Origin of the sequence: Streptomyces sp. SID3212, from assembly GCF_009865405.1 — a bacterium.
GTDB lineage: Bacteria > Actinomycetota > Actinomycetes > Streptomycetales > Streptomycetaceae > Streptomyces.
The window spans coordinates 1-23,965 of record NZ_WWJY01000360.1 but is presented as its reverse complement, the minus strand read 5'-3'; the positions used below and the strand labels follow the sequence as shown (position 1 = coordinate 23,965).

Here is a 23,965-nt window from a genome sequence, read left to right as displayed (position 1 = left end):
GGACACGCCCCAGCTTTCTTCAGGGGGCGCCCGTGATCACCGCGGCCACCGTCGTGCCCTCCGGGAACGCGCCCTCCTCGGTCAGCGCCGTCAGGCCGTACAGCATCTTGGCCACGTACAGCCGCTCGACCGGCAGCCCGTGCCGGGCCCCGAAGTCCTCGGCGAACGTGTCGAGGGCGGGGGTGGTACGGGCGTATCCGCCGAACGTGAAGCGGCCGTCGAGGTGCCAGTCGCCGGTGGGGGCGCCGAACGCGGCGCGCTGGAGGTGCCGTATCTCCCCCTCCAGGAAGTCCCCGCCGACCACGGGGAACCCCAGTGCGCGCTGTCCGGGGCCGAGCCCGGCCGCGAGGCCGGCGAGCGTCCCGCCCGTTCCGCAGGCGACGGCCACGACGTCGGCCGTCCCGCGCAGCTCCTCGCCTAGGGCGGCGCAGCCGTGCGCGGCCAGGGCGTTGCTGCCGCCTTCCGGGACGACGTGGACGTCCTCGGGGCGCAGGGCCGCCTCCGTGAGAAGCGTACTCAGGACCGCCGGCTCGGTCTTGCGGCGGTACGTCGCGCGGTCGGTGAACAGCAGCCGCATCCCGTCCGCCGAGCAGCGGGCGAGGGAGGGGTTGAGGGGCCGGTCCGCCAGCTCCTGGCCCCGGACGACACCGACGGTGGCGAGGCCCAGCAGCCGGCCCGCGGCGGCGGTGGCGCGCAGATGGTTGGAGTAGGCGCCGCCGAACGTGAGCAGGGTGTGGCGGCCCGCCTCGGCGGCGGCCCGCAGGTTGGGCGCGAGTTTGCGCCATTTGTTGCCCGGGAGTTCCGGGTGGATCAGGTCGTCGCGCTTGAGCAGCAGCCGTACGCCGTGCCGGGCGAAGCGCTCGTCCTCGACGGCGGTGAGCGGGGACGGGAGCCGGGGCCGCAGGGCGGCGAGGTCGGGGGCTCCGGGCGGCGGGGTCACCGTCCCATTGTCGCGGTGTCGGCGTCGGCGTCGGTGTCGGTATCGGCGTCTGCGTCAGCGTCCGCGTCGGTGTCTGCGTGGCGGCGTGGTGGCGGCGTGGCGACGCTGCCGCGTGTGTTCACTCCGTGCCCGCGTGTGCTCACTTCAGGCGGTCGCGGATACGGCTCCGCATCGACGCCATCGTGAACCCGCGCGGGTCGATCTTGCCCGGCTGCCACTCCAGGTGACCGATGACGGACGGGGCGCCCCAGCCGTGGTAGCGGCAGATCGCGGCGGCGGCCTTCTCGACGGCCTCCAGCTGGACGGCCGGCCACGGATCCTTCCCGTCGCCGAGGTTCTCGCACTCGAAGCCGTAGAAGTAGCGGTTCCCGTCGGTGTTCGACTCGTTGTCCGCCGGGAGGGCCTTCTCGGCGATCACGGCGCGCAGGACGTCGTCGTCCCCGCTCCCCGCGTGATTGGCCCGCCCGTAGCCCACCAGGTGGACCCGGCCGTCCTTGGCGATGACACCGTGGCACAGCGGGCCCGGCAGGGCCGCGTAACCGTCCCGGCAGATGCGGACCGTGGCCTCGGTGCCCCGGGTGACCGTGTGATGGATCATCACGCCGTGGACCGGGCCCCAGGGCCCCTTGTGGTTGCGGTTGTGGGTGCGCCAGTCGCCGACCTGGACGACGGTGAGCCCTTCGCTCTTCAACACGTCGAGAAACGTGCTCGCGGACATCGGTGAGGACACGGCCGGCCCCTTCGGAGGGTAAGCGGAATATCTCGTACCGCGCCTCCTACCCCAACGGCCGCGCCACCAACAGCTGTTCGTATCGCCCTCGTACGGCGTTCGCACGGTGTGCGAACCGATCCGGACACGGGAGCGAACCGGCGGCGGGAACGGCTCGCCGATGGGCCGACCGGATGAATTTCGGCGTGTTGTGCCCCGTTCCCGCTGATCCATTCCCACTCATTTGTGTAATGGCGCACCGACTCTCCGTGCTGAAAGTGTCTGTCGTGCAGGTCAGTGCATGAACGAAGGGGAGTCTTCATGTCGGTTGGTGACGAGGTCCGCGAGTCGCAGGCGCCGCCCCAGCAGAGTCTGGGAACGGACGCCGCGCGCAACTTGGCGACCACCACCAAGTCGGTACCGCAGATGCAGGAGATCACCTCGCGGTGGCTGCTGCGGATGCTGCCGTGGGTGCAGGTACAGGGTGGCACCTACCGGGTCAACCGCAGGCTCAGTTACGCGGTCGGGGACGGGCGTGTGACGTTCGTGCAGACCGGGGACCGGGTGGCGGTCATCCCCGCGGAGCTGGGCGAGCTGCCCGCCCTGCGGGGGTACGGGGACGAGGCGGCGCTCGCCGAACTGGCGGGGCGCTGCGAGCAGCAGGAGTTCGCGGCCGGGCAGGTGCTCGCGTCCGCCGGGGACCCGGCGGACCGGGTCTACCTGCTGGCGCACGGCCGGGCGGAGAAGGTCGGGACGGGGCCCTACGGGGACGACGCGGTACTGGAGACGCTCGCGGACGGGGCGTACTTCGGCGATCAGGCCCTGGTGGACGGGGAGGCCACCTGGGACTACAGCGTCCGCGCGGCGACGGCCTGCACGGTGCTGATCCTGACCAGGGCGGACGTCCTGAACCTGGCGGAGCGCGCCACCTCGCTGCGCGAGCACCTGGACGCGCTGGCGAGCGTGCCGCACCAGCGGACCAACAAGTACGGCGAGGCCGAGATCGAGCTGTCCGCCGGGCACGTGGGCGAGGCGGTCGTCCCGCACACGTTCGTGGACTACGAGGGGACGCCGCGGGAGTACGAACTGAGCGTGGCCCAGACCGTGCTGAAGGTGCACAGCAGGGTCGCGGACCTCTACAACCAGCCGATGAACCAGACCGAGCAGCAGTTGCGGCTCACGGTCGAGGCGCTGCGCGAGCGCCAGGAGTTCGAGCTGATCAACAACCGTGAGTTCGGCCTGCTGCACAACAGCGACTACGGCCAGCGGCTCCAGCCCCACGACGGCGGGCCCAGCCCCGACGACATGGACGAGCTGCTCTCGCGCCGCCGCGGCTCAAAGCTCTTCCTGGCGCATCCGCGGGCCATCGCGGCCTTTGGGCGCGAGTGCAACAAGCGCGGGATCTACCCGGACACCGTGGAGGTCGGGGGGCACCACGTGCCCGCGTGGCGGGGTGTGCCGATCTTCCCGTCCAACAAGATCCCGATCTCGCCCGCCAGGACGACCTCGATCCTCTGCATGCGTACGGGCGAGGCCGAGCAGGGGGTCATCGGGCTCCAGCAGAGCGGCATCCCGGACGAGATCGAGCCGAGCCTGTCCGTCCGCTTCATGGGGATCGACGAGCAGGCGATCATCTCCTACCTGGTCACGGCCTACTACTCCGCGGCGATCCTCGTCCCGGACGCGGTGGGTGTGCTGGAGAACGTGGAAGTGGGCCGCTGGAGCTGAACCGGCCGGCCGGAGGGGCCGGCCCCGCGCCGGCCCCTCCGGGCACCCGCACGCCCGGTCCGACACAGCGACAGAGGAAGTGACCGTGACCATGACCAGTACGGATGCCGCCACCGAGGGCCACGAGGCGGTGGCCCTCCTGGACCGCACCCGCACCGCCGTCCATCCCCAACTGCGTTCCACGGTGGAGTCGTTGCCGGACTCCATACGCCGTGTCGCGATGTACCACTTCGGCTGGGAGCACGCCGACGGCACGACCGCCTCGGGGCAGGCCGGCAAGGCCATCAGGCCCGCGCTCGTGCTCGCCTCGGCCCGGGCGCTCGGCGGGGACCCGCTCCACGCCGTCCGGGCGGCCGTCGCGGTCGAACTGGCCCACAACTTCACGCTGCTCCACGACGACGTCATCGACGAGGATCCCACGCGGCGCCACCGCGCCACCGCCTGGACGGTCTTCGGCACGCCGGACGCCATCATCGCGGGCGACGCGATGATGGCCCTCGCACTGCGGCTCCTGGCCGAGGACCCGCATCCGGCGTCGGGCGCGGCCTCCGCCCGGCTCGCCGCGTGTGTGATCGAGCTGTGCGCGGGACAGCAGGCGGACTGCGCCTTCGAACAGCGGGCCCCCGACGAGGTCTCCCTGGACGAGTGCGTGGCGATGGCGATGGCCAAGACCGGTGCGCTGCTGGGCAGTTCGTGCGCCCTGGGCGCGCTGTACGCGGGGGCGGGCGAGGAGGAGATCGCCGCGATGGACGCCTTCGGCCGGGAGGCGGGGCTGGCCTTCCAGCTGATCGACGACCTGATCGGGATCTGGGGTGACCCCGACCGTACGGGCAAACCGGCCGGCGCCGATCTCGCCGCGCACAAGAAGTCCCTGCCGGTGGTCGCCGCGCTGGCCTCCGGGACCCCGGCGGCGGAGGAGCTGGCCGAGCTGTACCGGTCGCCGATGGACAGCACCGCGATCCGGCGGGCGGCGGACGCGGTGGAGCGGGCCGGGGGCCGCGACTGGGCCCAGGTCCAGGCGGCCGACCGGATGGCCAGGGCCGTACAGCAGCTGTCCCGGGCGGTGCCCGACCTCACCGCGGCGGGCGATCTGCTGGCGCTGGCGGAGTTCGTGACGCGCCGCACGCGATGAGGTGCGGCAGGGAAAAGGGTTGCGTCACCACTACGGGCTGAGCACTATGGATGAAGTGGTCAGGCGTTCCGTCCTTTCGCGGGGCGCCCGACCGCCTTCTGTCCCGCGACCCGGAGGACCTGTGTGCGCAAGCTGACCTACTTTGTCGCTGTTTCGATCGACGGCTTCATCGGCGATCCGACCGGCGACGCCACCTGCTTCCTGCGCTTCGTGGACGAGGAGTTCCTCGCCTACCTGACGTCGAACTATCCGGAGACGATCGCGAGCCCCGGCCGCCGGGCACTCGGTGTCGACCACCTCAAGAACGAACAGTTCGACACCGTCATCCAGGGCCGGGCCAGTTATGACCTGGCGCTGGCCGAGAACGAGACCAGTCCGTACGCGCACCTGCGGCAGTACGTGGCCTCGCGGAGCATCGAGGAGAGCCCGGACCCGGCCGTGGAGATCGTGGCCGGAGATCTGGCCGAAAAGGTTCGGGAACTGAAAGCGGAGGACGGCGACCTGGGGATCTACCTCTGCGGAGGCGCCGATCTGGCCGGGCAGTTGAAGGAGGAGGTGGACGAACTGGTCATCAAGACCTATCCGTTGATCCTCGGCACGGGAATGCCGATGTTCGCGGCCGATTTCGCGATCGGCGAGTTCACGCCGGAGTCCGCGGAGACGTTCGGAAATGGTGTGGTGGTCCGGAAATACGTCAGGAAGCGGTGACCCGTGCTGCGAGGGAAGATCCCTTACCGCTACAGTCCGCGCCATGACAGCGGAGTCGACGGATTCATGGGCAGGTTGGTACCGGGACCGCCTGGGCGCGGAAGCGATCACGATCCTCTCGGATGGACAGCAAGTACGCACCAGCATCAGGGGAGTTGAGTACGAGGGCACGGAGTTCGCCACGCTGGAGCCGGTGGGCGCGGGCGCGGTGCTGTCCTCCTGCGTCATGGAGTGGGACATGCCGATGCCGGTCAGCGCGGACGGCACGGTCCAGCAGGCCACGCTCAACTGCCTCCTGGCGCTGGGCGAACGGGCGTCCGGCGACCCGCAGGGGCGCGCGGAGCTGAGCCTGACGCTGCGGTGCGGCGGCGCGGCCTACGAATCGGGCATCGCCGGGGGCGGGTTCGAGGAGGCGCTCGGCCGTATCCGCCGCCAGCTGCCGACGGACACGGAGCTGGGCGACAGACCGCTGGTGGGGGCCTGACCCACGCGTGACCCGCGCCCGCCCGGCGGACCTTCTGCTGTCGCCGTACGGGTGCGCCGCGCCGCCCGGCCCGGCCGCCGGACGGCCTCTACGCGCTCGGGTTGTCGTCGAGGAGGACGAACTCCTCCTCGACATCGGCCGCCGGGAAGCCGGCCCCGGCCAGGGCGTCGAGCAGCGCGTCCAGCCGCGCGCGGGCCGACGGACGGCCGGTCCCGAAGGCCCGCTGGGTCACGTACCGCTCCTGGACCCCGCCGGACAGCGCCCGCCGGGCGGTGCGCGAGACCCGCGCGGTGTGCTGTTCCACGACGGCGGCGAGGCGTTGGGTGTCGTACGGGATCCGCAGCCGCAGCGTGACGCGGTGGGCGAAGTGGCAGTGCGCGGGCCGTACGGCTGCCTCGGCGTCGGTTCCCGGCACCCCCGCGTTCCAGGGCGCCGCCGCGATCGTCGTCCGTATCACCGGGAATCCGGCCTCCGCGAGCCGGCCTGACCACAGCTCGGCGGCGCGCCGCTGGGCGTCGAGGCTGCCCGTACCCCGCAGGGTGAGCACGGGGCGGGAGGGCGTACGGCCGCGGTCCCGTACCCCGGTGGTGAGGTCGAGCCCCTGGGCGCCGGCCCAGGCGGCCAGGCGGGCGGCGTGCTCCGGGCGGTCGGCCCGTACCGTCAGCCGTGTGGTGAAGTCGCCCTCGACGGCCGGGGCCGGATCGAGCCGGGCCGCGGCGCCGGTGCCCGTACCGCCGATGTCCGTCCTACCGGTCTCTGTCCTGCCGAGGTCCGTCCCACCGGCTTTTGTCCTACCGGGTTCTGTCCCACCGGTCTCTGTCCTGCCGGTTTCCGTTCTGCCGGTTTCCGTACTGAAGTCCACCGCCCGACGTTACCAAGGGGAAGGGGCGCCCCGTGGTGCACTTCGGGACGCCCCTGTGAAGCCGCGCTGTCATGCGCGTGTCGTGCGGTGGTGGGGGGTGTGACGGAGGGTCAGGACAACTTGGCCACGGCGGCGGCGAGGCCGTTGACCCACAGCTGGTTCACGCGCGAGCGCTCCGCCGCGTTCGGCTGGGCGTTCTGGCAGGACGTGCCGGGGCCGCCACCCGACATCAGCTCGCTGCACGGACCGCTGTAGTGGTCCGGGAGGCCGAGCACGTGCCCGGTCTCGTGCGCGGTGACGCGGGTCGAGTTGTACTGCTGGTTCTGGGCGTAGTCGAGGAAGATGTAGCCGCTGCCGTGGCCGTTGGTGCTGGCGAACGAGCCGCGCGGGTCGTTGCCCTCGCGGTACGTGAAGTCGGCGTTGGTGCCCGACGCGAGCTTCACGTTGGTGACCGCGCTGTTCCAGATCGAGGCGCTGCTGGCTATCTGGCTGCGGAAGCGGGGCGCGGCCGACGCGTTGTAGACGACGGTCACCACGGCGGCGCCGGGGTTCGCCGCGCGCTTCTCGGCGACCGACTTGAGGACCGCGTCGAAGAAGGCCTTGTTGTTGGCGGCTTCGGCCTTCGAGCCTTCGTAGGCGGCGTACGAGGACGCGGCCGGGACGCCGGTGGGGGCGGCGGGCGCGGCGGAGGCGGGGGCGACGCTCAGCGCGGTCGCGAGGGCCAGGCCGAGGCCGGCGATCGCGGAGAGGGCGGACTTCGAGACTCTGGGGTGACGCATGTGGGGGGCTCCTAGTCGTCCGGTGAACGGGTTCGGTAGGGGAGAGTCTCGGGGAGTCCGCCTCGTAACGGATGATGTCAATCGGCGATAGCACCAGCGCATATCCCTGGTTGGCTTTCTTCGAATGCGCTCCGGATTAGCGCGATTTGGGTGTCTGGTGCGGCTCAGGACCCGGCTCTACTCTTCGGGCATGGAGCTGGAGGTCAGGCATCTGCGTGCCCTGTGTGCCATCGCCGAAGCGGGCAGTCTGCGCAAGGCGGCCCGGCAGCTGGGGATGAGCCAGCCGTCGCTGACGACCCAGTTGCGGCGGATCGAGAACGCGCTCGGCGCGGAGCTGTTCGCCCGCGAACGCACGGGCTGTCGCCCCACTCCGCTGGGCCACTCGGTGCTGAGCCGCGCCCGGCCGCTGGTCGACGGGATGGCGGCGCTGGTGTCCGAGGCGCGGGCCGCCGCGGATCTGGCGGCCGGCCCCCGGCTGCGGATCGGCTCGACGGCGAGCCGGGCGCTCGGCGGCTGGCTGCGACGCCTGAGGGGACGGCTGCCCGGTACGGACATCTCGCTCCACATGGACGTCTCGGCCGGGGCGTTGCTGCGGATGGTCGCGGCGGGGCGGCTGGACGTGGCGTTCGTGCACGAGGTGGAGGGCTGCCCGCTGATGGTCCCGGAAGGCCTGGAGCGGCGCGTACTGGTCGAGCGTGAACCGCAGTTCGTCTCCATGGCCCGCGACCATCCGGCCGCCGCGAGCCCGGTGGTGGCACTGGCCGACCTGGCGGGGGACCGGTGGGTGGTCGACCCGACGGTGGACGGCGAATGGGACGGCCTGCGCCGGGTGTTGGTGGCGGCGGGCATCAACCCGGCGGTCCTGCACGGGGATTACCTCACGGCGGCGACGCTGATCGCGGTCGGCGAGGCGGTCGCCCCGTGCCAGCCCACGTCGGGCCCGCGTGACGACATGGCGATACGCCCGCTGCGGGACGACCCGTTGGCGGTACGGCTCCAGCTGTTCTCGCGCCCGGGGACCACACCGGGCGCGGGGGAACGCGCGGGCATCCGATCCCTGATGGACGAGGTGTACGCGGACCTGGAGGCGGCGTACCGGGAGGCGGCGCTGCGGGCGGTGGGCTACCGCCAGTGGCTGACGCACCACAAGAGTCCGCTGCTGCACGCGCCGGCGGCGTAGGGGGCGTAGGGGGGGCGTAGGCGGCGCTCGGACGGGGCCGTACCGCTCCGTCAGGAACCGTCCCCGCACGCGGACAAATGCCACATTCAGGGATCCGGTCGGCCTGGATCCGTCCAATGATGGCTTGATCCGCACGCAAAAGTCTGAATTCGGCCAACGATGGGTGACTTTCGAGGGCGTCAGGCAACCCGAGGCGACGCGCCCCCGATCTCACAGGGTGTTCACAGGTCCGATGCCACTGTGGCACTCGCAGACGAGGAACCGATGACCAGAGATCACCGCAATCGTTTCGGGCGGTCGGCGCCGGCCGCCTTCGCCGCCCTCGCCGTCGTCGCGGGCGTGGCGGGCGCCGCGCCCGTCGCAGGGGCCCCCGCCGGTCCGAAGATCGGCCTGATCGCCGCTTCCAGCAGCGTGACCCTCGACCGGTGGGAGGGCGAACCGGGGGTCTACCTGGACCTCGGCACGTACGTCACCGTCGACGGCGGCCCTCTCGAATTCAGGGTGACGCGCGCGTCGTACAAGACCCCCGTGATCGCCCACCAGGTCATTCGCGACGGGAAGACGACGCGGACGAAGCGGCTGCCGAACGGGCTGGTCAAGGACTTCTCCGGGCTGCCGGGCTTCATCGAGGTGTCCGTCAAGGACGCGAAGGGCAAGCAGGTGGTGAAGACCAGCGACCCGTTCTGCCCGAACAACGCGTCCGGGCGCGTCCGCCCCGACGCCCCCGCCACCTCCGCGTATCCGGAGAGCTGCCCGACGAACCCGTTCACGCTCGGTTCGGTGTGGGGCGTGGAGAAGGGCTGGGCGTCGAACACCAGCAACGGCTACTACTCCGACCCGGTCGACCTGCCGGCCGGCGGCTACACGGCCACGGTGTCGGTCGCGAAGAAGTACCGCGATCTGCTGGGCATCGCGAACAAGGCACAGACGATCAAGGTGACGGTACGGGACCAGACGGGCGAGGGCGAGGCGAGGTCGGCGACGGGCTCAGCCCACGGCGCCGCCCCACAGGGCCACGACACGAGCAACACGCACGAGACGGCCCCCACCCCCACCCACACCCACATCCAGAGCAACGGCCGTGGAGCCGATGCCCCCACCCCGCCCGCCCGGCCCCACGCGATCGGCCCCCGCGCCCTCACGCACTTGGGCGACGGCCCGGGACACACCGACGGCTCGCGCATCGCACCCGCCCTCAGGCCCCACGCGAAGCGCCCGACGGGCGCGGCGAAGGTGCCGGACGCACCGAAGCCGGACCTCCGCTCGCTGCCGGCCTGGGACATCGGCATCTCGGACGGGGAGGACGGTGACATCCCCGGCAAGGACTACATGGTGTTCAGCGCCAACGTCTGGAACGCCGGCCCCGCGCCCCTGGTCGTGGACGGATTCCGCAGCCCGGGCAAGGAGTTGATGGACGCGTACCAGTACTTCTACGACGCCGAGGGCAAGCAGGTCGGCTACACCCTCACCGGCACGATGGAGTGGGACCCCCGCGTGGGCCACGAGCACTGGCACTTCACCGACTTCGCCAGCTACCGCCTGCTGAGCGCCGACAAGTCCGAGATCGTACGGAGCGGCAAGGAGGCGTTCTGCCTCGCCAACACGGACGCCATCGACTACACGGTGAAGAACGCCAACTGGCACCCCAACAACACGGACCTGTCGACCGCGTGCGGCCAGCAGAACTCGGTCTCCGTACGCGAGGTGCTCGACGTGGGCTCAGGTGACACGTACACCCAGTACCGCCCCGGCCAGTCCTTCGACGTCACCGACCTGCCGAACGGCACGTACTACATCGAGGTCATCGCCAACCCCGAACACCGCCTCCAAGAAACAAACCTCAAGAACAACGTGGCCCTGCGCAAGGTCCTCCTGACCGGCAAAACAGGAGCCCGAAAGGTGACGGTCCCCCCGATCGACCTGATCACCACCCCCTGACCCCACCCGTCCGAGAGGGCCGCACCCCCGAACAGGGTGCGGCAGGTGGAAGGCGGCCGAATCCAGATATGCGGTGATGGCGGTACGTGGCTGCTGTGGGTCGAGCGCTGGAGAGTCATGATCTACTGAAACGTGGCAATCAAGAGATCAGTTCGGCGGAATGGACCGGCACCACGGGCGGAATCCTGGACGACTGGGATTTGGGGGAGCTTCCCCGGGCAACTCCCATTCGGACATCAGGAGCATTCTTCGCCAGCGCCTGGGCGACGTTGAAAAACGATCGACGCCGCGTCTCGGCCCGGAGGAAGACGCCATTCGACCACATGCAGGTCTGCCAGCTCAATTATCTCCTCTGCCACGCCCAGCAAGTGTAATGGCGTAGCCCCGTACCTGTCTATCCACGCAATGCGCCTCGCTTGTTCAGTTGGGTCCAAGTCTGTCCAGCAGTCGAGAAAGACTCCTGGGGCAACGGCTCCATTTTCCGCGTGCTGCTTGGTGAGTTGTTGAATGAAGGGAATATTCCCGGGGTCGCGCCGGAGCATGACCAAGCACCAGGCAGTTGTTGGTGACATCGAGGCGCCATGGGATTTCTTGAGGCGCCATGCCCGCCATTGTGGGAGAGGCGTCAGCAGCCAGCGGAATGTCTGCGGTCTCAAGAACTATGTCTCCCGGGCTGACGCGCAGAACCATTTTTTGATCTTCCGGAAACCAATAATCGAGGTTCGCTCTTTTCGAAACTCGAAGGACTTTTCAATTCGCGCGCTCCTCGCTCGCAGAGCTAGATTGTTCAAGCTGAAGTTCGCGCTTCCTTTGCTCTTCTTTCAGGCGTTCGACGTAACGGGCGAACAATCTCAGGCGATCCTTCTCGGACAGGGGGGAGGCTGCATCGGTGCCAGCGTATTCATCGAGCATGAATTGAGACGCATTGTAATGCTTCTCGATATCGTCAGCTGTCGACTGGAGGTTGTATCCACGTTCGCGAAACTTGAAGTAGCCGGTAATGCCGGCCGATACTCCAACGATGGCGCTCAGTGCGGATGTGGAGATACGTAAAACGAGGCTTCCCCCTTCGTTCATGGCGGTCAACGTGGATGTGACAATCGAACCGGAGATAATCATCACTTGGAAGAGGTTGTGAATGCGCCGATTTTTGTTCGCGCCCTGCCGGTATTGATCGATCAGATCGAGTGACGCCTCGCGATAGATGCGGAGGCCGGACGGTGAGTCGAGAGGAAGTTTGGCTGCCGAAGTCTGTCGGTCTTGTAGGGCATTTCGTAGTGCGCCTGTCAGATCGACGACTTTCTTTCGGTTCTTCCAAATCGCCCAACCCATGGCAATCCACAGGAAATTAACGATAATTAGCCCGGCCCACCGGGTGAACACGGGCTGTGTCTGCCACAGCCCCACAATCACCGTGTATCCCAGGAGGAAGGTGAGCGTGATTCCACCGGTGAGGCACAGGGCGTAGATCTTCTGGAAGGTTTGAGATGCTCTCAGGTCGGCTTCGATTCCATCGAACCTCCTTACCTGATTTCGGTAATCCTCTTGCAGTCCTCTCTCCTCCGCTTCGGACATGAATAGATTCGCGTCATCTGCCTCGCTCATCGTCCCCCTCCAGATCTTCATGACAGGAATGGGTGACTTTAAGTAAAATGCCTTCGGTGTGCAAGCGCGATTTGAGAGTCAACCTGCGTTTACGTGATGAGTCAGGCTTTGTGTTGGCTGAAAATCTTCCACTCCACCAGCCTGGGCGTTCTGTGGTGCTCCGATTCAAGCCATGATCCATACTGGGCATAGGGTTGAATCGGATAAACTTTCGAAGTGTCTTCTCGCTAACTTCCTGTGGTTACTGGGGTGGGTGTTGCGAAATTGGTGCCGTGGAACAGGGTGAGGAGATGTGCGGGGAGCGGGTCATTCGGTTGGTTACCGGGTTTGGGGCAGTGGAAATATCCAATGGGTCGTCCCTACACCGCCGTTCGACCTGTCGTCCCGTTACGGTCCAGTGAGGATTTCCGAGGTCTTCAACGAGCGAAGGCGTGCTCGACTCGTGCCCGGACTTGTTTGTGGGACTTGTTGTGGTCCTGTTTCCATGCGGGCAGTTCTTCGCCCCTGCGGCGGCGGTGCGGCATCACCGGCCCGGTGCCCCGGTAGCCGCCGTCGATGACTACCTGGTGGCTGGTGGAGTAGCGGTAGTTCTTCGACTGCTCGGCTACAGCGAGCTTCGGCCCGAGGGCGACCAGCGGCACTCGGCTCTCCAGCGGCAGGGCGACCGGGCTTGGCCTGGCGACGTTCCTCCACGCACGGCTGGATGAGGAGGCCGAGCTGGCCCGGCGCTGCGACGGTGACGGCTGCGGGGAGTGGACCGCTCACGGGCACGCGGTCGACTTCCGGCAAGGAGAACTCTCCGGCTTCCAGCCCACGATCGCCCTGCACGTCGCGCTGCACGACCCGGCTCGCGTCCTGCGGGAGGTCGAGGCCAAACGACGCGTGCTCGCGCGCCATGTCGTCAGTCCCGCGACGGGCGACCCCGAACTCCCGTGGGACAACTGCGATGACTGCCAGTACGACGGCGAGCCCTGGCCATGCGACGACCTGCTCGACCTCGCGTCGCCCTACGCCGACCACCCTGACTACCCCGGATGCCCCTGAGACGGAGATGGCTCACGGGGCGGGCCGGCCTCCCTCGCCCGCCCCGGACGCCAGCATCCCCCGGAGCCCTTACATGAACACGAACCCCAGTGCCCAACTCCTCGACAGCCTGCTCACTGCGACCGGCCAGAGCACTGTCCTACGGGAGGAGGTGCGGGTGTGGTCCATGTCCGGAGTCGAGCGCGTCACCTTCTCCGACGGCTCCACGGCCATCTTCAAGTACGCCATGAAGCCCTTCGACAGCGAGGACCAAGCCCTCCGCCTGGCCCGCACCCTTGGCGTCCCCGTGCCCCAGCTCCACACCTCCGCCGCTCTCGACGGCTGGCTCGGCATGCTCATGGAAGACCTCGGGCCGTCCGCCCGCGATGTCGATGACCTCGATGGCGTCGCTGCAGCGGTGGTCCTGCACAGTACCCGTACGGCTTCCGCCCTGCCGGTTCTCGACCGGGAACGGCTGCGTACGCTGCCCGTCCGAGCGCTGGAGCATCTCAAACGGCTGCGCAAGGCCGACCGGTGGCAGGACGCCGACGATGTCGAGAAGGCGCTCGACCGGATCGCGCAGGCCGCGGAAGCTCGCTCGGCCGGACCGACGCGGGCGCCCTTCGGATGGGTGCACTCGGAGTTCCACCCCACCAGTTTGCATGTCGGCGACCGCGCGTGGCGACTGCTCGACTTCGCCCGCGCCTTCACCGGCGCTGGCTTGCTCGACACAGTACGTCGTTGTCGCCGGCTCTCCCGACGCTCTCACCTCGCGGGGCGGGCTGACCGCCGAGAACTGGGCGCTGGGCTGGCACCGCATGTGGGCCGTCGAGTGGTTCATGGAGCAGGCGGTTCGTTGGATCAACGACCCGGCGGCTGACCCCGGCTACATCAAGGTCGTCCGCCGCCACCTCACCGACTTGCTCCACCTCCTGGAGATCTGACGTGCTCGCCCAGACATCGCCGTGGCACGCCCACGCCGTCCAGCGCACCGCCGCCGGGCTCGCCGAACCCTTGGCCGTGCACGCCCGGATGGAATGGACCACGAGACCCGGCCAAGGCCCCGCCGCCGAGATCCTCTACCCGGACCTGCGCGGCAAGAGACTCCTGGAACTCGGCTGCGGCCCCGGCCACAACGCCGCCCATCTCGCCACCCGCCACGGTGCTCACGTTACCGGCGTCGACTTCTCGGCCTCCAGGTCCGCCGCGCCCGCTCCCACTACGGACGACTGAACAATCTCGGCTTCGTCGCCGGGCACGCTCTGCACTACCTGCACGCCTCCGACGACCAGTTCGACGCGATCTACTCCGTCTTCGGCGCGGTGGGGCTCGTCGCTCCCGAGCTCCTGCTGGCAGCCATCGCTCCACGCCTCAAGCCCGGTCGGGTGCTCGCCTTCTCCGTTCCGCACCCGCAGCGCGGCGGCCGCAATTTTTCTGGCGATGACCGGCCTCGCCGCGACTTCGTCACCCTGCCCGACCGCACCCGTCTTCCCATCGCCCGCTGGGCGTTCGACGCCGACCGCTGGGAGCGGCACCTCAGCCGGACCGGCTTCCACCTCACCTCCGCACAGGAATTCCACGACCTTCGCATGGGCCGCTCGCCCGCCACCCTGCTGATCCGCGCCCACAAACTGTGACCGCTGGAGGAACCGATGCGCCCGCCCTACCTGCTTCTCGACGTCGACGGCGTCCTCATACCCTTTCCCGCCGCAGACGGTTCGACCCCGGCCACCCACACTTGCCACGACGTCGTCCCCGAAGGCCGGAACGCCGACAACCCGGTCACCGTCTGGCTCAACCCCGAGCACAGCCGTCTCCTCCTGGACGTCATCAGCACCGGCCTGTTCACCCCGGTCTGGTGCACCAGTTGGCGGCAGGACGCCGCTACCCTTATCGGACCCCTCCTGGGTCTGCCAGACCTGCCGTACGTCGACCTCCCGCGCCTGCAGATCACCACCAGCCAACCCGACGGATATTTGTGGAAGCGCGACCATGTCGACGGCTGGCTGGGCGACATCCCTGCCGTCTGGATCGACGACGACTTCAGCGGTCTCGACCATGAATGGGCGGTGGAGCGCACGACGAAGGGATCGGCGACCCTCCTCATCCAGCCGGACCCTGACCTCGGCTTAGTGCCCGATCACTTGACCTTGGTCAGTGCTTGGGCGAGACAGCCACTCACGGCTCGCGCTGCCTGACTATCCGCTGTGGGCCCGGCAGCCACCATTTGGGCGCTCTGTGCTCCTAGGCCGGCCAAGGCCCCCTTCCGCTTCCGGAGTAGCGTCCTCGGGTGAACCTTCACCTCATCAACGATCTCCCCGACGGTCTGACCCAACGAGCGCGAACCTTCGTCAGCACGCATGGCGTCAAGGTCGACGTCCGCCCCGTAGAGGGGCACCGGGAGTGGTGGCTTGAGCGGCATGTTCCACCAGCGGTGATCGATCGAATGGCGGCCTACCAGGACCGATGGGGTGGTCTCCTCCTGCCGCCCGCACCGAAGTACGACGGAGGACCGAAGTACCTCGATCCGGACTCGCCGGAAGAGGACTCCGCGGGATGGTGGGTCGAAGCCGGAATGCAGCGGACCGCGGTCCCCTACTCGTTCATGATCAGTCCGTCCGGTGAGTTCGGCATTCAGGGAGAAGAGTGGGCCCCTCTCCACGCAACCATCGAGGGTTGGGTGGAATCGGTGGCCCTGGCCCACCATGCATCCGGGTGGGCAAAACAGGTCACCAAGCTCGTCGGAGATGACGTCGCCAGCATCGACTTGACGGGTTACGCGCAAATACGCGAGGTGATGGGCCTGACGGACACCTGGTGGCGAGGGCAAGATGCGTTGATCGCGCTCTACAGCGGTGAGGCCGCCGCGCTGAACTTCCCCAGAGGCCGCACTGCGGTGATCTACTCCGGCCTCGACGAGTGGGGCCTGCGAGGAGGTGTGGACGACGACGGCTGACCTGCCGTCCACCTCGTCTCGGTTGCGGTGTAGGCGAGGTAGGCGGCGGTGTCCATCAAGAGGCGATCGATAGCCTCTTCGCGTGACCGCCGACGAAGATCGCCAGTTTCCGCAGCGATCATCGCCCAGGCTGCGCACGAGTTCTCCGACTTCGAGGACACCATCGAGAAGCTTTGCCGTTGAACCCGAACCGACGCCCTCGCCGCGATGGCCGACGAGGGCATCAGGTCGGGGTCAGCGGCGCCGACCGCGGTCCTCAGCCCTCCTCGCTACTGGGGCGGCCGAAGCGTCTTGTGCGGAAGGAACCAACGACGCCTGCTTAAGGTTGCTTCGGCTCCGAGCCGCTTGCGTCCGCCGGTTCGGTTGGGTGGTGATGCGCCAGTGGAGGTTCTCGGCGCTGTCGAGTTCCCGCTGGGAGCTCACCTTGACTAGGAGACGGCGGGCGTTGTGGCCCTCGGTCTCGGCGCGGGCGAGGGTCGTGGTCAGTGCGGTCCACGAGGGGCCGGCCATGATGCGGTCGGCCTGGTCGGGGAGGGCCGCTCGAAGGTCCCGCTCGAAGCGGTAGGCGGTCTCGGCCCGTGGTGCACGGCGGGTCAGGTCTGCCAGGACGGGGGCGGGGAGCCGCTCAACTACCGTCGGTGGAAGACCGAGTGGAACTGCAGCACGTGGTTCCCACGACCTGCGGCACTTCTACGCCTCCGCGCTCATCGGCGGCGGGGCGAGCGTCAAGCAGGTGCAGATGGTCCTCGGCCATGCGTCCGCCGTCATCACGCTGCGGATCTACGCGCACCTGTGGCCCGGCGGAAAAGACCGCACCCGGCCCGTCACGGACGCCACTCTCGGCGGCCGGCGGACCGGGTGCGGTCGTGGGGCGTGACCATGGGCGGGTCAGGCCTTCTTCGTCTCCCAGAAGATCTTGTCGATCTGGGCGATGTAGTCCAGGGCCTTCTGGCCCGTCGCCGGGTCCTTGGAGGCCTTGGCGGCCGAGAGGGCCTTCAGGGCGTCGTTGACCAGCTGGTGGAGCTCGGGGTACTTCTCGAAGTGCGGCGGCTTGAAGTAGTCGCTCCAGAGCACCGACACGTGGTGCTTGGCGAGCTCGGCGCGCTGCTCCTTGATGACCGTCGCGCGGGCCTGGAAGTGTGCGTCGTCGTTGCCGGCCATCTTTTCCTGGACGGCCTTGACCGACTCGGCTTCGATGCGGGCCTGGGCGGGGTCGTACACGCCGCAGGGGAGGTCGCAGTGGGCGCTGACCTTCACCTTGGGGGCAAACAGGCGGGAGAGCATGGAGCTGTCCTTCCTCGTGATCGTCTTCTCAGGTGGGACATTACTCCGTGAGAAGCGTGATTTCGCGAGTGCCCCCATGGGCTTAGGACAAAAGTCCGGGGCAAAAATGGGACAGGCGGCGGAACGGACCACGGGACCGGGAGGGTGTCGGATGACGGAGCACGAGCGTGAGCCGCGAGCGCCGTTGGGGATCGCGGAAGTGACCGGGCCGTCCATGTACCCGACCCTCCGGCACGGCGACCAGCTCCTCGTCCACTACCGCGCCCCCGTCCGGGCCGGCGACGTGGCCGTGCTCAAGCACCCGCTCCAGCAGGACCTGCTCATCGTGAAGCGGCTGGTGGAGCGGCGCGACGACGGATGGTGGGTGCTCGGGGACAACCCGGGGGCCGAGGGGGACAGCCGGGTGTTCGGTGCCGTACCCGAGGAGCTGCTGCTGGGGCGGGTGCGGGCCCGGTACCGGCCACCGGCGGAAGGTCAGCGGTCCGTGCTCGGGACCGTCTCGTGGCTCGTCTCGGCGCTGCGCCCGGTGCTCGCCGACCGCTCCGTCTCCAGGCGCTTGCGCGCCCGGTAGGCGGCCACGTTGGCCCGGGTCGCGCAGCGGTCCGAGCAGTAGCGGCGCGAGCGGTTGGTCGAGGTGTCCAGATAGGCGTTACGGCACGGCGCGGCCTGGCACAGCCCCAGCCGGTCCACGCCGAACCCGGTGAGGTGGAAGGCCAGCCCCATCGCCGCCGTCGCCGCGTACCCCGCGGTCGCGTTCGACGGGTGCTCCGCCAGATGCATGTGCCAGCGCGGGCGCCCCTCCTCGTCCAGGAAGTCGTGCCCGGAGACCTGCGGGCTGACCGGGAACTCCAGCAGCAGCGAGTTCAGCAGGTCGACCGCCCGGCCGCCCTCGCCCTCGTCGGCCGCCGTGAAGACGGCGCGCAGCCGGGCCCGTACCGCCCGGAAACGCGTGAGGTCCGCCTCCGTCGCCCTGCGGGCCAGCTGGGTGCTCGCGCCGAACAGCGCACGGATGTCGTCCACCGAGGTCAGCGTGTCCGTGCCACGGGCCGGCTCCTCGGTGTTGACCAGGCGCACGGCGTAGTCCGAGTAAGAGGCCAGTTCCACTTGTAGTCCTTACGGCTGCGGTCTAGGTTGGTTCGTCGGAACAGGATGTAATGGGCTGTTGCCCTATCAGGGTATTACGGATGCGTGGAGGAGACGTCTCATGTCGCTCGTCGACACCGACTGGACGGACTGGCAGCGGAGCTGGGACCGCCAGCAGGAGTGGTACATGCCCGACCGCGAGGAGCGCTTCCGGGTGATGCTGGACATGGTCGAGGCCGTCGTCGGCCCCGAACCGAGGGCGCTGGACCTCGCGTGCGGTACGGGCAGTATCACCGACCGGCTGCTCCGGAGGTTCCCCGGCGCCACGAGCACCGGCGTCGACCTCGACCCGGCGCTCCTTACCATCGCCCGCGGCTCCTTCGCCGGGCACGACCGTGTCACCTTCGTCACCGCCGACCTCAAGGACCCGAGCTGGCCGGGGCTGCTGCCGGAGGGACCGTACGACGCCGTCCTCACCGCCACCGCCCTGCACTGGCTCCACAGCGAACCGCTCGCGGTGCTGTACGGGCAGCTCGCCGGCGTCGTCAGGGAGGGCGGGGTCTTCATGAACGCGGACCACATGCCGGCCGACGACACCCCCCGTATCAACGCGGCCGAGCGCGCCCACCGCCACGCCGCGATGGAACGCGCGAAGACGGAGGGAGCCCTCGACTGGGCCGACTGGTGGGCCCTCGCCGCCAAGGACCCGGTCCTCGCGGAACCGACCGCCGAGCGCTTCCGTATCTACGGCGAACACGCGGACGGCGACACCCCCACCGCCGCCTGGCACGCGCGCACGCTCCGGGAGGCGGGCTTCGCGGAGGCCCGGACGGTGTGGTCCTCGCCGTCCGACGGCCTCGTCCTCGCCCTGAAGTAAGCAGGCTGCCGGGCCCTGGGGCAAGGACGCCGCCGGGCCCTGAGGCAGGGACGCCGCGGGCGTCTTCGTACCCTCCGGTACGGAGACGCCCGTACCGTCCGCTACAGCACCTTCGACAGGAACGACTTCGTACGGTCGTGCCGCGGGTTCGTCAGGACGTCCCGCGGGTGCCCCGACTCGACCACCACCCCGTCGTCCATGAACACCAGCGCGTCCCCGACCTCCCGCGCGAAGCCCATCTCATGGGTGACCACGATCATGGTCATGCCCTCCTCCGCCAGCCCGCGCATGACGTCCAGGACGTCACCCACCAGCTCCGGGTCGAGCGCCGACGTCGGCTCGTCGAAGAGCATCAGCTTCGGCTCCATCGCCAGGGCCCGCGCGATCGCCACCCGCTGCTGCTGGCCGCCGGACAGCTGCGCCGGATAGCTGGCGGCCTTGTCGGCCAGGCCCACCCGGTCGAGCAGCCGTACGGCCCGCGCGCGGGCCACGGCCTTCGTCTCGCCGCGCACCTGGACCGGCGCCTCCATGATGTTCTCGATCGCCGTCATGTGCGGGAAGAGGTTGAAGCGCTGGAAGACCATGCCGATGTCCCGGCGCTTCCTGGCGACCTCGCTGTCCTTCAGCTCGTACAGCTTGTCGCCCTTCTGGCGGTAGCCGACCAGCTCCCCGTCGACCGACAGCCGCCCGGCGTTGATCTGCTCCAGGTGGTTGATGCACCGCAGGAACGTCGACTTGCCGGAACCGGACGGGCCGATCAGGCAGAAGACCTCCCGGGGGGCGACCTCCAGGTCGATCCCCTTGAGGATGTGCGCGGTGCCGAAGGACTTGTGGACGCCCTCCGCCCTCACCATGGCGGTCATGCGGCGGCTCCCGTACGAGTGCTGAATCCGGCCAGATTCCTCTTGACCTTCTGGAACGGCGTCAGCGGCAGCGAGCGGCTGGAACCACGCGCGTAGTACCGCTCCAGATAGAACTGCCCGACGCTGAAGACGGTCGTCAGGATCAGGTACCAGGCCGCCGCGAGGAAGAGCATCTCCGCCGCCGCGCCCGAGGTGGTCCCGATGTCCTGCGCGTTCCTCAGCAGCTCGGTGTACTGCACCGCCGAGACGAGCGAGGTCGTCTTCAGCATGTTGATGACCTCGTTGCCGGTGGGCGGCACTATCACCCGCATGGCCTGCGGGATGATCACCCGGCGCAGCGTCTTGCCGTGGCTCATGCCCAGCGCGTGCGACGCCTCGGTCTGGCCCTCGTCGACGGAGAGCAGTCCGGCCCGGCAGATCTCCGCCATGTACGCGGCCTCGTTGAGGCCGAGCCCCAGGAGCGCCGTCAGGAACGGCGTCATGAACGAGGACCAGTAGTCCTTGTAGATCGGGCCGAGGTTGATGTACTCGAAGACGAGTCCGAGATTGAACCAGACCAGCAGTTGTACGTAGACGGGCGTACCGCGGAAGAACCAGATGTAGAACCACGCGATGGACGACGTCACCGGGTTCTTCGACAGGCGCATGACCGCGAGGATCACGCCCCCGACCACGCCCATCACCATCGCCAGGACGGTGAGGAGCAGGGTGTTGCCGACCCCGGACAGGATCCGGCCGTCGAAGAAGTAGTCGGGGATGGCGCCCCAGTTCACCTTGCCCTGCGAGAAGGCGTAGATGAGCGAGACGAGCAGGGCGACGGCGACCACGGCGGAGACGTACCGGCCGTAGTGGCGGACCGGGATCGCCTTGATGGCCTCGGGCCCGGCGGGGGGCGTGTCGATCGGCCCCGCCTTTTCGATGTCAGCAGTCACAGGTGTTGTGCCTCTCAGCGCCGGATGTCCGGTCGGGACGCCCGGGCGGGAACGTCCCCACGGGGACGGTCGGGAGCGTCCCCGCGGGAACGGTCGGGAGCGTCCCGACGGGGACGGTCGGGAACGTCCGGTCAGGAGCCGCCGTTGAGCTTGGCCTCGGTGACCGCGCCGGACTCGGCGCCCCACTTGGCGAGGACCTTGCCGTACTCGCCGTTCTTGATGATCGCGTTCATCGCCGCCTGGAGCGCGGCGGAGAGCTCCTTGTTGTCCTTCGCGACCGCGATGCCGTACGGGGCGGCCTCGACGGTGTCGCCGACCAGCTCGAAGTCGTTGCCGCCGCCCGAGGTCTTCACCGCGTACGCGGCGATCGGGGAGTCCGAGGAGCCGGCGTCGGCGCCGCCGGAGCGCAGCCGTACCTGGGCCTGCTGGTCGTTGTCGAAGGACTCGATGGCGAGCTTCTTGCCGGCCGGACACTTCTTCGCCTGGTCCTTGGCGAGGTCCTCCGAGACCGTGGCGCGCTGGACGACGATCTTCTTGCCGCAGAGGTCGTCCCAGGTCTTGATGCCCTGGGTCTTGCCCTTCTGGGTGTAGATCGAGACACCGGCGGTGTAGTAGTCGACGAAGTCGACACCCTCGCCGACCTTCTTGCCGTCCTCGACACCTTCCTGACGGTCCTTGGTGTCGGTCATCGCGGACATGGCGATGTCGTAGCGCTTGGCGCGCAGCCCGGTGACCAGGGTGTCGAAGGTGCCGTTCTCGAACTCGAACTTCACGCCGAGCTGCTTGCCCAGCGCGTCGGCGAGGTCCGGGTCGATGCCGACGGTCTTGCCGGACTTGTCCTTGAACTCCACCGGCGCGTACGCGATGTCGGAGCCGACCTTGACGACACCCTTGTCCTGGATGGTCTTGGGCAGCTGGTCGAAGAGCGGTGCCTTGTTCGTGTCGGCGGACGCGGTGCTGTCCTTCTTGCCGCTGTCGGTCTGGTCGCCACAGGCGGTCAGCAGCATGGCGCCCGCGACCGCGATCGCGCCGGCCGCGGCGATCCGGGACTTCGCGGCGGTCGTACGACGTGTGGTGCTAGCGGTCATGATGAGAATCCTCCGGCGGGTCGGGCGGGTGATGAACCGCCACAAAGACGGGACAATCCGGCTGGCACACACCTTCGATTTTCGCAACGGTGTGTGATGAGAGGCATCTTGCCATTCGGACTGACCCGTTCAGGGGACCAGTCATGTCAAAATCGGGTAACGGGACTCACCCTCACCCCGTTCGCCCCGTCCATCACGGCGGGACCATTTACCGGGTTGTCTCTTTCCGACCGGAAAATCTCCCGTTCGTACCGGCTTGTGCGCGTGATTCGCGCGGTCCGCCGCAGGTGTCCACATTTTCGTTTATGAGGCATGTCACCGCGTCGGTGTGGAGTCGCAGACGGCGTTGTCCGTCCGGTATGAAGGACGTTTACGCCCCGCATCCGGGGCCCGGGGCGCGTGTGCGGCGCGCCCGCGCGTACGTACCACCCCCTGGCCTCGGCCGGCCGAACCGTCGGGCCAGGGCTCGTACGCGGTGTTCACCCACCCCTCCTCGACCAGGAGTGGACACCCTCAACCGATGAAGACCTAAGGGGTCACAGAAAACATGGCAGCGGAGATCGTCAATCCTCGCAGCGCGAACGGTACGGAGAGCACGCCCGACGAGCCCTTCGATCCCGCCTTCGCGCTGCACCGCGGGGGCAAGATGGCCATCCGGGCGACGGTCCCGGTGCGCGACAAGGACGATCTGTCCCTCGCGTACACGCCCGGAGTGGCCAAGGTGTGCAGCGCGATCGCGGAGAACCCGGAACTCGTCCACGACTACACCTGGAAGTCGCAGGTCGTCGCCGTCGTGACGGACGGGACGGCGGTGCTGGGGCTGGGTGACATCGGCCCGGAGGCGTCGCTGCCGGTGATGGAGGGCAAGGCCATCCTGTTCAAGCAGTTCGGCGGGGTCGACGCCGTGCCGCTCGCGCTGGCCACCACCGACACGGACGAGATCGTCGAGACCGTCGTGCGGCTCGCGCCGTCCTTCGGCGGGGTCAACCTGGAGGACATCTCGGCGCCCCGCTGCTTCGAGATCGAGCGCAGGCTCCAGGAACGGCTGGACATCCCGGTCTTCCACGACGACCAGCACGGCACGGCCGTCGTCACCCTCGCCGCGCTGAACAACGCGGCGAAGCTGACCGGCCGCACCCTCGGGGACCTGCGGGCCGTCATCTCCGGGGCGGGCGCGGCGGGGGTGGCGATCGCCAAGTTCCTGCTCGCCGCCGGCATCGGTGACGTGGCCGTCGCCGACCGCAAGGGCATCGTCAGCACCGACCGCGACGACCTGACGGACGTCAAGCGGGAGCTGGCCGAGATCACCAACCGGGCGGGCCACTCCGGCTCGCTGGACGCCGCACTGTCCGGCGCGGACGTGTTCATCGGCGTGTCGGGCGGTACGGTCCCGGAGCCCGCGATCGCCTCGATGGCGCCGGGGGCGTTCGTCTTCGCGATGGCCAACCCTAACCCCGAGGTCCACCCCGACATCGCGCACCAGTACGCGGCGGTGGTGGCCACGGGGCGCAGCGACTACCCGAACCAGATCAACAACGTCCTCGCCTTCCCCGGGATCTTCGCGGGCGCCCTCCAGGTGCGCGCGTCGCGGATCACCGAGGGCATGAAACTCGCGGCGGCGAACGCCCTGGCGGCCGTCGTGGGCGACGAACTTGCGGCGGACTACATGATCCCGTCCCCGTTCGACGCGCGGGTCGCCCCGGCGGTGACGGCGGCGGTGGCCGCGGCGGCGCGGGCGGAGGGTGTGGCGCGGCGTTGAGCTGAGCTGAGCTGAGCGGTACGACGGGGGCCGCG

At 68.8% G+C, this 23,965-nt stretch carries 22 protein-coding genes and 5 pseudogenes; 15 read left to right on the top strand and 12 right to left on the bottom strand.

What is annotated here, in order from left to right:
* Positions 1–19: 19 nt before the first annotated feature.
* Both GT042_RS10900 and GT042_RS10895 read right to left on the bottom strand, forming a co-directional pair.
* Positions 20–940, bottom strand: a complete 921-nt coding sequence (locus tag GT042_RS10900) for a pyridoxal-phosphate dependent enzyme (RefSeq protein WP_161308509.1) — start codon at positions 938–940, stop codon at positions 20–22.
* 139 nt (positions 941–1,079) lie between these two features.
* On the bottom strand, positions 1,080–1,658 hold the full coding sequence (locus tag GT042_RS10895; RefSeq protein ID WP_161308510.1) for an N-acetylmuramoyl-L-alanine amidase: 579 nt from the start codon (positions 1,656–1,658) through the stop codon (positions 1,080–1,082).
* Between the two features lie 312 nt (positions 1,659–1,970).
* Between GT042_RS10895 and GT042_RS10890 the strand changes: the two genes are divergently transcribed.
* The 4 genes from GT042_RS10890 (at position 1,971) to GT042_RS10875 (ending at position 5,701) form a co-directional block, all read left to right on the top strand.
* Positions 1,971–3,377 (top strand): family 2B encapsulin nanocompartment shell protein, encoded by a 1,407-nt coding sequence (locus tag GT042_RS10890; RefSeq protein ID WP_161308508.1) that lies wholly within the window; start codon positions 1,971–1,973, stop codon positions 3,375–3,377.
* A gap of 91 nt (positions 3,378–3,468) precedes the next feature.
* Entirely contained in the window at positions 3,469–4,509 is a 1,041-nt protein-coding gene (locus GT042_RS10885; RefSeq protein WP_202532619.1) for a family 2 encapsulin nanocompartment cargo protein polyprenyl transferase, read from the top strand.
* Positions 4,510–4,632: 123 nt separating this feature from the next.
* A complete protein-coding gene (locus tag GT042_RS10880; RefSeq protein WP_161308506.1) occupies positions 4,633–5,217 on the top strand; it encodes a dihydrofolate reductase family protein in 585 nt (194 codons plus the stop codon).
* A 43-nt stretch (positions 5,218–5,260) separates the two neighbouring features.
* Complete coding sequence (locus GT042_RS10875; protein ID WP_161308505.1) at positions 5,261–5,701, top strand: DUF6304 family protein; 441 nt, start codon at positions 5,261–5,263, stop codon at positions 5,699–5,701.
* An 88-nt stretch (positions 5,702–5,789) separates the two neighbouring features.
* On the opposite strand, the gene GT042_RS10870 is transcribed toward GT042_RS10875, so the two are convergent.
* A complete protein-coding gene (locus tag GT042_RS10870; RefSeq protein ID WP_161308504.1) occupies positions 5,790–6,563 on the bottom strand; it encodes a hypothetical protein in 774 nt (257 codons plus the stop codon).
* A gap of 110 nt (positions 6,564–6,673) precedes the next feature.
* Positions 6,674–7,342 (bottom strand): snapalysin, encoded by a 669-nt coding sequence (gene snpA, locus GT042_RS10865; protein WP_161308503.1) that lies wholly within the window; start codon positions 7,340–7,342, stop codon positions 6,674–6,676.
* Positions 7,343–7,532: 190 nt separating this feature from the next.
* On the opposite strand from snpA, the gene GT042_RS10860 reads away from it, so the two are divergent.
* Both GT042_RS10860 and GT042_RS10855 read left to right on the top strand, forming a co-directional pair.
* On the top strand, positions 7,533–8,522 hold the full coding sequence (locus GT042_RS10860; RefSeq protein ID WP_161308502.1) for a LysR family transcriptional regulator: 990 nt from the start codon (positions 7,533–7,535) through the stop codon (positions 8,520–8,522).
* Between the two features lie 264 nt (positions 8,523–8,786).
* Positions 8,787–10,460, top strand: a complete 1,674-nt coding sequence (locus GT042_RS10855) for a lysyl oxidase family protein (RefSeq protein ID WP_161308501.1) — start codon at positions 8,787–8,789, stop codon at positions 10,458–10,460.
* Between the two features lie 750 nt (positions 10,461–11,210).
* Here GT042_RS10855 and GT042_RS10850 read toward each other — a convergent pair.
* Together GT042_RS10850 and GT042_RS10845 are read right to left on the bottom strand one after the other, a co-directional pair.
* Entirely contained in the window at positions 11,211–12,065 is an 855-nt protein-coding gene (locus tag GT042_RS10850; RefSeq protein ID WP_161308500.1) for a DUF4231 domain-containing protein, read from the bottom strand.
* A gap of 399 nt (positions 12,066–12,464) precedes the next feature.
* Positions 12,465–12,673 (bottom strand): annotated as a pseudogene (locus tag GT042_RS10845) (IS5/IS1182 family transposase); the annotation flags it as partial.
* Between the two features lie 67 nt (positions 12,674–12,740).
* On the opposite strand from GT042_RS10845, the gene GT042_RS38940 reads away from it, so the two are divergent.
* The 5 genes and pseudogenes from GT042_RS38940 (at position 12,741) to GT042_RS10825 (ending at position 16,044) form a co-directional block, all read left to right on the top strand.
* Positions 12,741–13,109, top strand: a complete 369-nt coding sequence (locus GT042_RS38940; RefSeq protein ID WP_272925699.1) for a DUF6221 family protein — start codon at positions 12,741–12,743, stop codon at positions 13,107–13,109.
* 73 nt (positions 13,110–13,182) lie between these two features.
* Positions 13,183–14,032 (top strand): annotated as a pseudogene (locus GT042_RS10840) (aminoglycoside phosphotransferase family protein).
* A 1-nt stretch (position 14,033) separates the two neighbouring features.
* Positions 14,034–14,725: pseudogene (locus GT042_RS10835) on the top strand (class I SAM-dependent methyltransferase).
* A 15-nt stretch (positions 14,726–14,740) separates the two neighbouring features.
* On the top strand, positions 14,741–15,286 hold the full coding sequence (locus tag GT042_RS10830; protein WP_161308499.1) for an HAD domain-containing protein: 546 nt from the start codon (positions 14,741–14,743) through the stop codon (positions 15,284–15,286).
* Positions 15,287–15,378: 92 nt separating this feature from the next.
* Entirely contained in the window at positions 15,379–16,044 is a 666-nt protein-coding gene (locus GT042_RS10825) for a hypothetical protein (protein WP_161308498.1), read from the top strand.
* A 234-nt stretch (positions 16,045–16,278) separates the two neighbouring features.
* Here the strand turns inward: GT042_RS10825 and GT042_RS38935 are convergent.
* Positions 16,279–16,656, bottom strand: a pseudogene (locus GT042_RS38935) (mobilization protein); the annotation flags it as partial.
* A 3-nt stretch (positions 16,657–16,659) separates the two neighbouring features.
* Here GT042_RS38935 and GT042_RS10820 point away from each other — a divergent pair.
* A pseudogene (locus GT042_RS10820) lies at positions 16,660–16,921 on the top strand (tyrosine-type recombinase/integrase); the annotation flags it as partial.
* An 11-nt stretch (positions 16,922–16,932) separates the two neighbouring features.
* Here GT042_RS10820 and sodN read toward each other — a convergent pair.
* Complete coding sequence (sodN, locus tag GT042_RS10815) at positions 16,933–17,328, bottom strand: superoxide dismutase, Ni (RefSeq protein ID WP_161308497.1); 396 nt, start codon at positions 17,326–17,328, stop codon at positions 16,933–16,935.
* Between the two features lie 151 nt (positions 17,329–17,479).
* Between sodN and sodX the strand changes: the two genes are divergently transcribed.
* Positions 17,480–17,899 (top strand): nickel-type superoxide dismutase maturation protease, encoded by a 420-nt coding sequence (gene sodX, locus GT042_RS10810; protein WP_161308496.1) that lies wholly within the window; start codon positions 17,480–17,482, stop codon positions 17,897–17,899.
* Here the strand turns inward: sodX and GT042_RS10805 are convergent.
* Complete coding sequence (locus GT042_RS10805; RefSeq protein WP_161308495.1) at positions 17,803–18,432, bottom strand: CGNR zinc finger domain-containing protein; 630 nt, start codon at positions 18,430–18,432, stop codon at positions 17,803–17,805. The genes sodX and GT042_RS10805 overlap by 97 nt on opposite strands.
* Positions 18,433–18,532: 100 nt before the next feature.
* On the opposite strand from GT042_RS10805, the gene GT042_RS10800 reads away from it, so the two are divergent.
* Positions 18,533–19,288, top strand: a complete 756-nt coding sequence (locus GT042_RS10800; RefSeq protein ID WP_161308494.1) for a class I SAM-dependent methyltransferase — start codon at positions 18,533–18,535, stop codon at positions 19,286–19,288.
* 101 nt (positions 19,289–19,389) lie between these two features.
* On the opposite strand, the gene GT042_RS10795 is transcribed toward GT042_RS10800, so the two are convergent.
* The 3 genes from GT042_RS10795 to GT042_RS10785 all read right to left on the bottom strand — a co-directional run bounded on the left by GT042_RS10795 (position 19,390) and on the right by GT042_RS10785 (position 22,171).
* Positions 19,390–20,151 carry an amino acid ABC transporter ATP-binding protein gene (locus GT042_RS10795; RefSeq protein WP_161308493.1) on the bottom strand — a complete coding sequence of 254 codons (762 nt, stop codon included), beginning with the start codon at positions 20,149–20,151 and terminating at the stop codon, positions 19,390–19,392.
* A complete protein-coding gene (locus GT042_RS10790) occupies positions 20,148–21,083 on the bottom strand; it encodes an amino acid ABC transporter permease (protein WP_161308492.1) in 936 nt (311 codons plus the stop codon). Before GT042_RS10790 ends, GT042_RS10795 begins: the two co-directional genes overlap by 4 nt.
* 131 nt (positions 21,084–21,214) lie before the next feature.
* Positions 21,215–22,171, bottom strand: coding sequence for an ABC transporter substrate-binding protein (locus GT042_RS10785; RefSeq protein ID WP_161308491.1), 957 nt, complete (start codon positions 22,169–22,171; stop codon positions 21,215–21,217).
* A gap of 547 nt (positions 22,172–22,718) precedes the next feature.
* Between GT042_RS10785 and GT042_RS10780 the strand changes: the two genes are divergently transcribed.
* On the top strand, positions 22,719–23,930 hold the full coding sequence (locus GT042_RS10780) for an NADP-dependent malic enzyme (protein ID WP_161308490.1): 1,212 nt from the start codon (positions 22,719–22,721) through the stop codon (positions 23,928–23,930).
* The last annotated feature ends 35 nt before the right edge of the window (positions 23,931–23,965 follow it).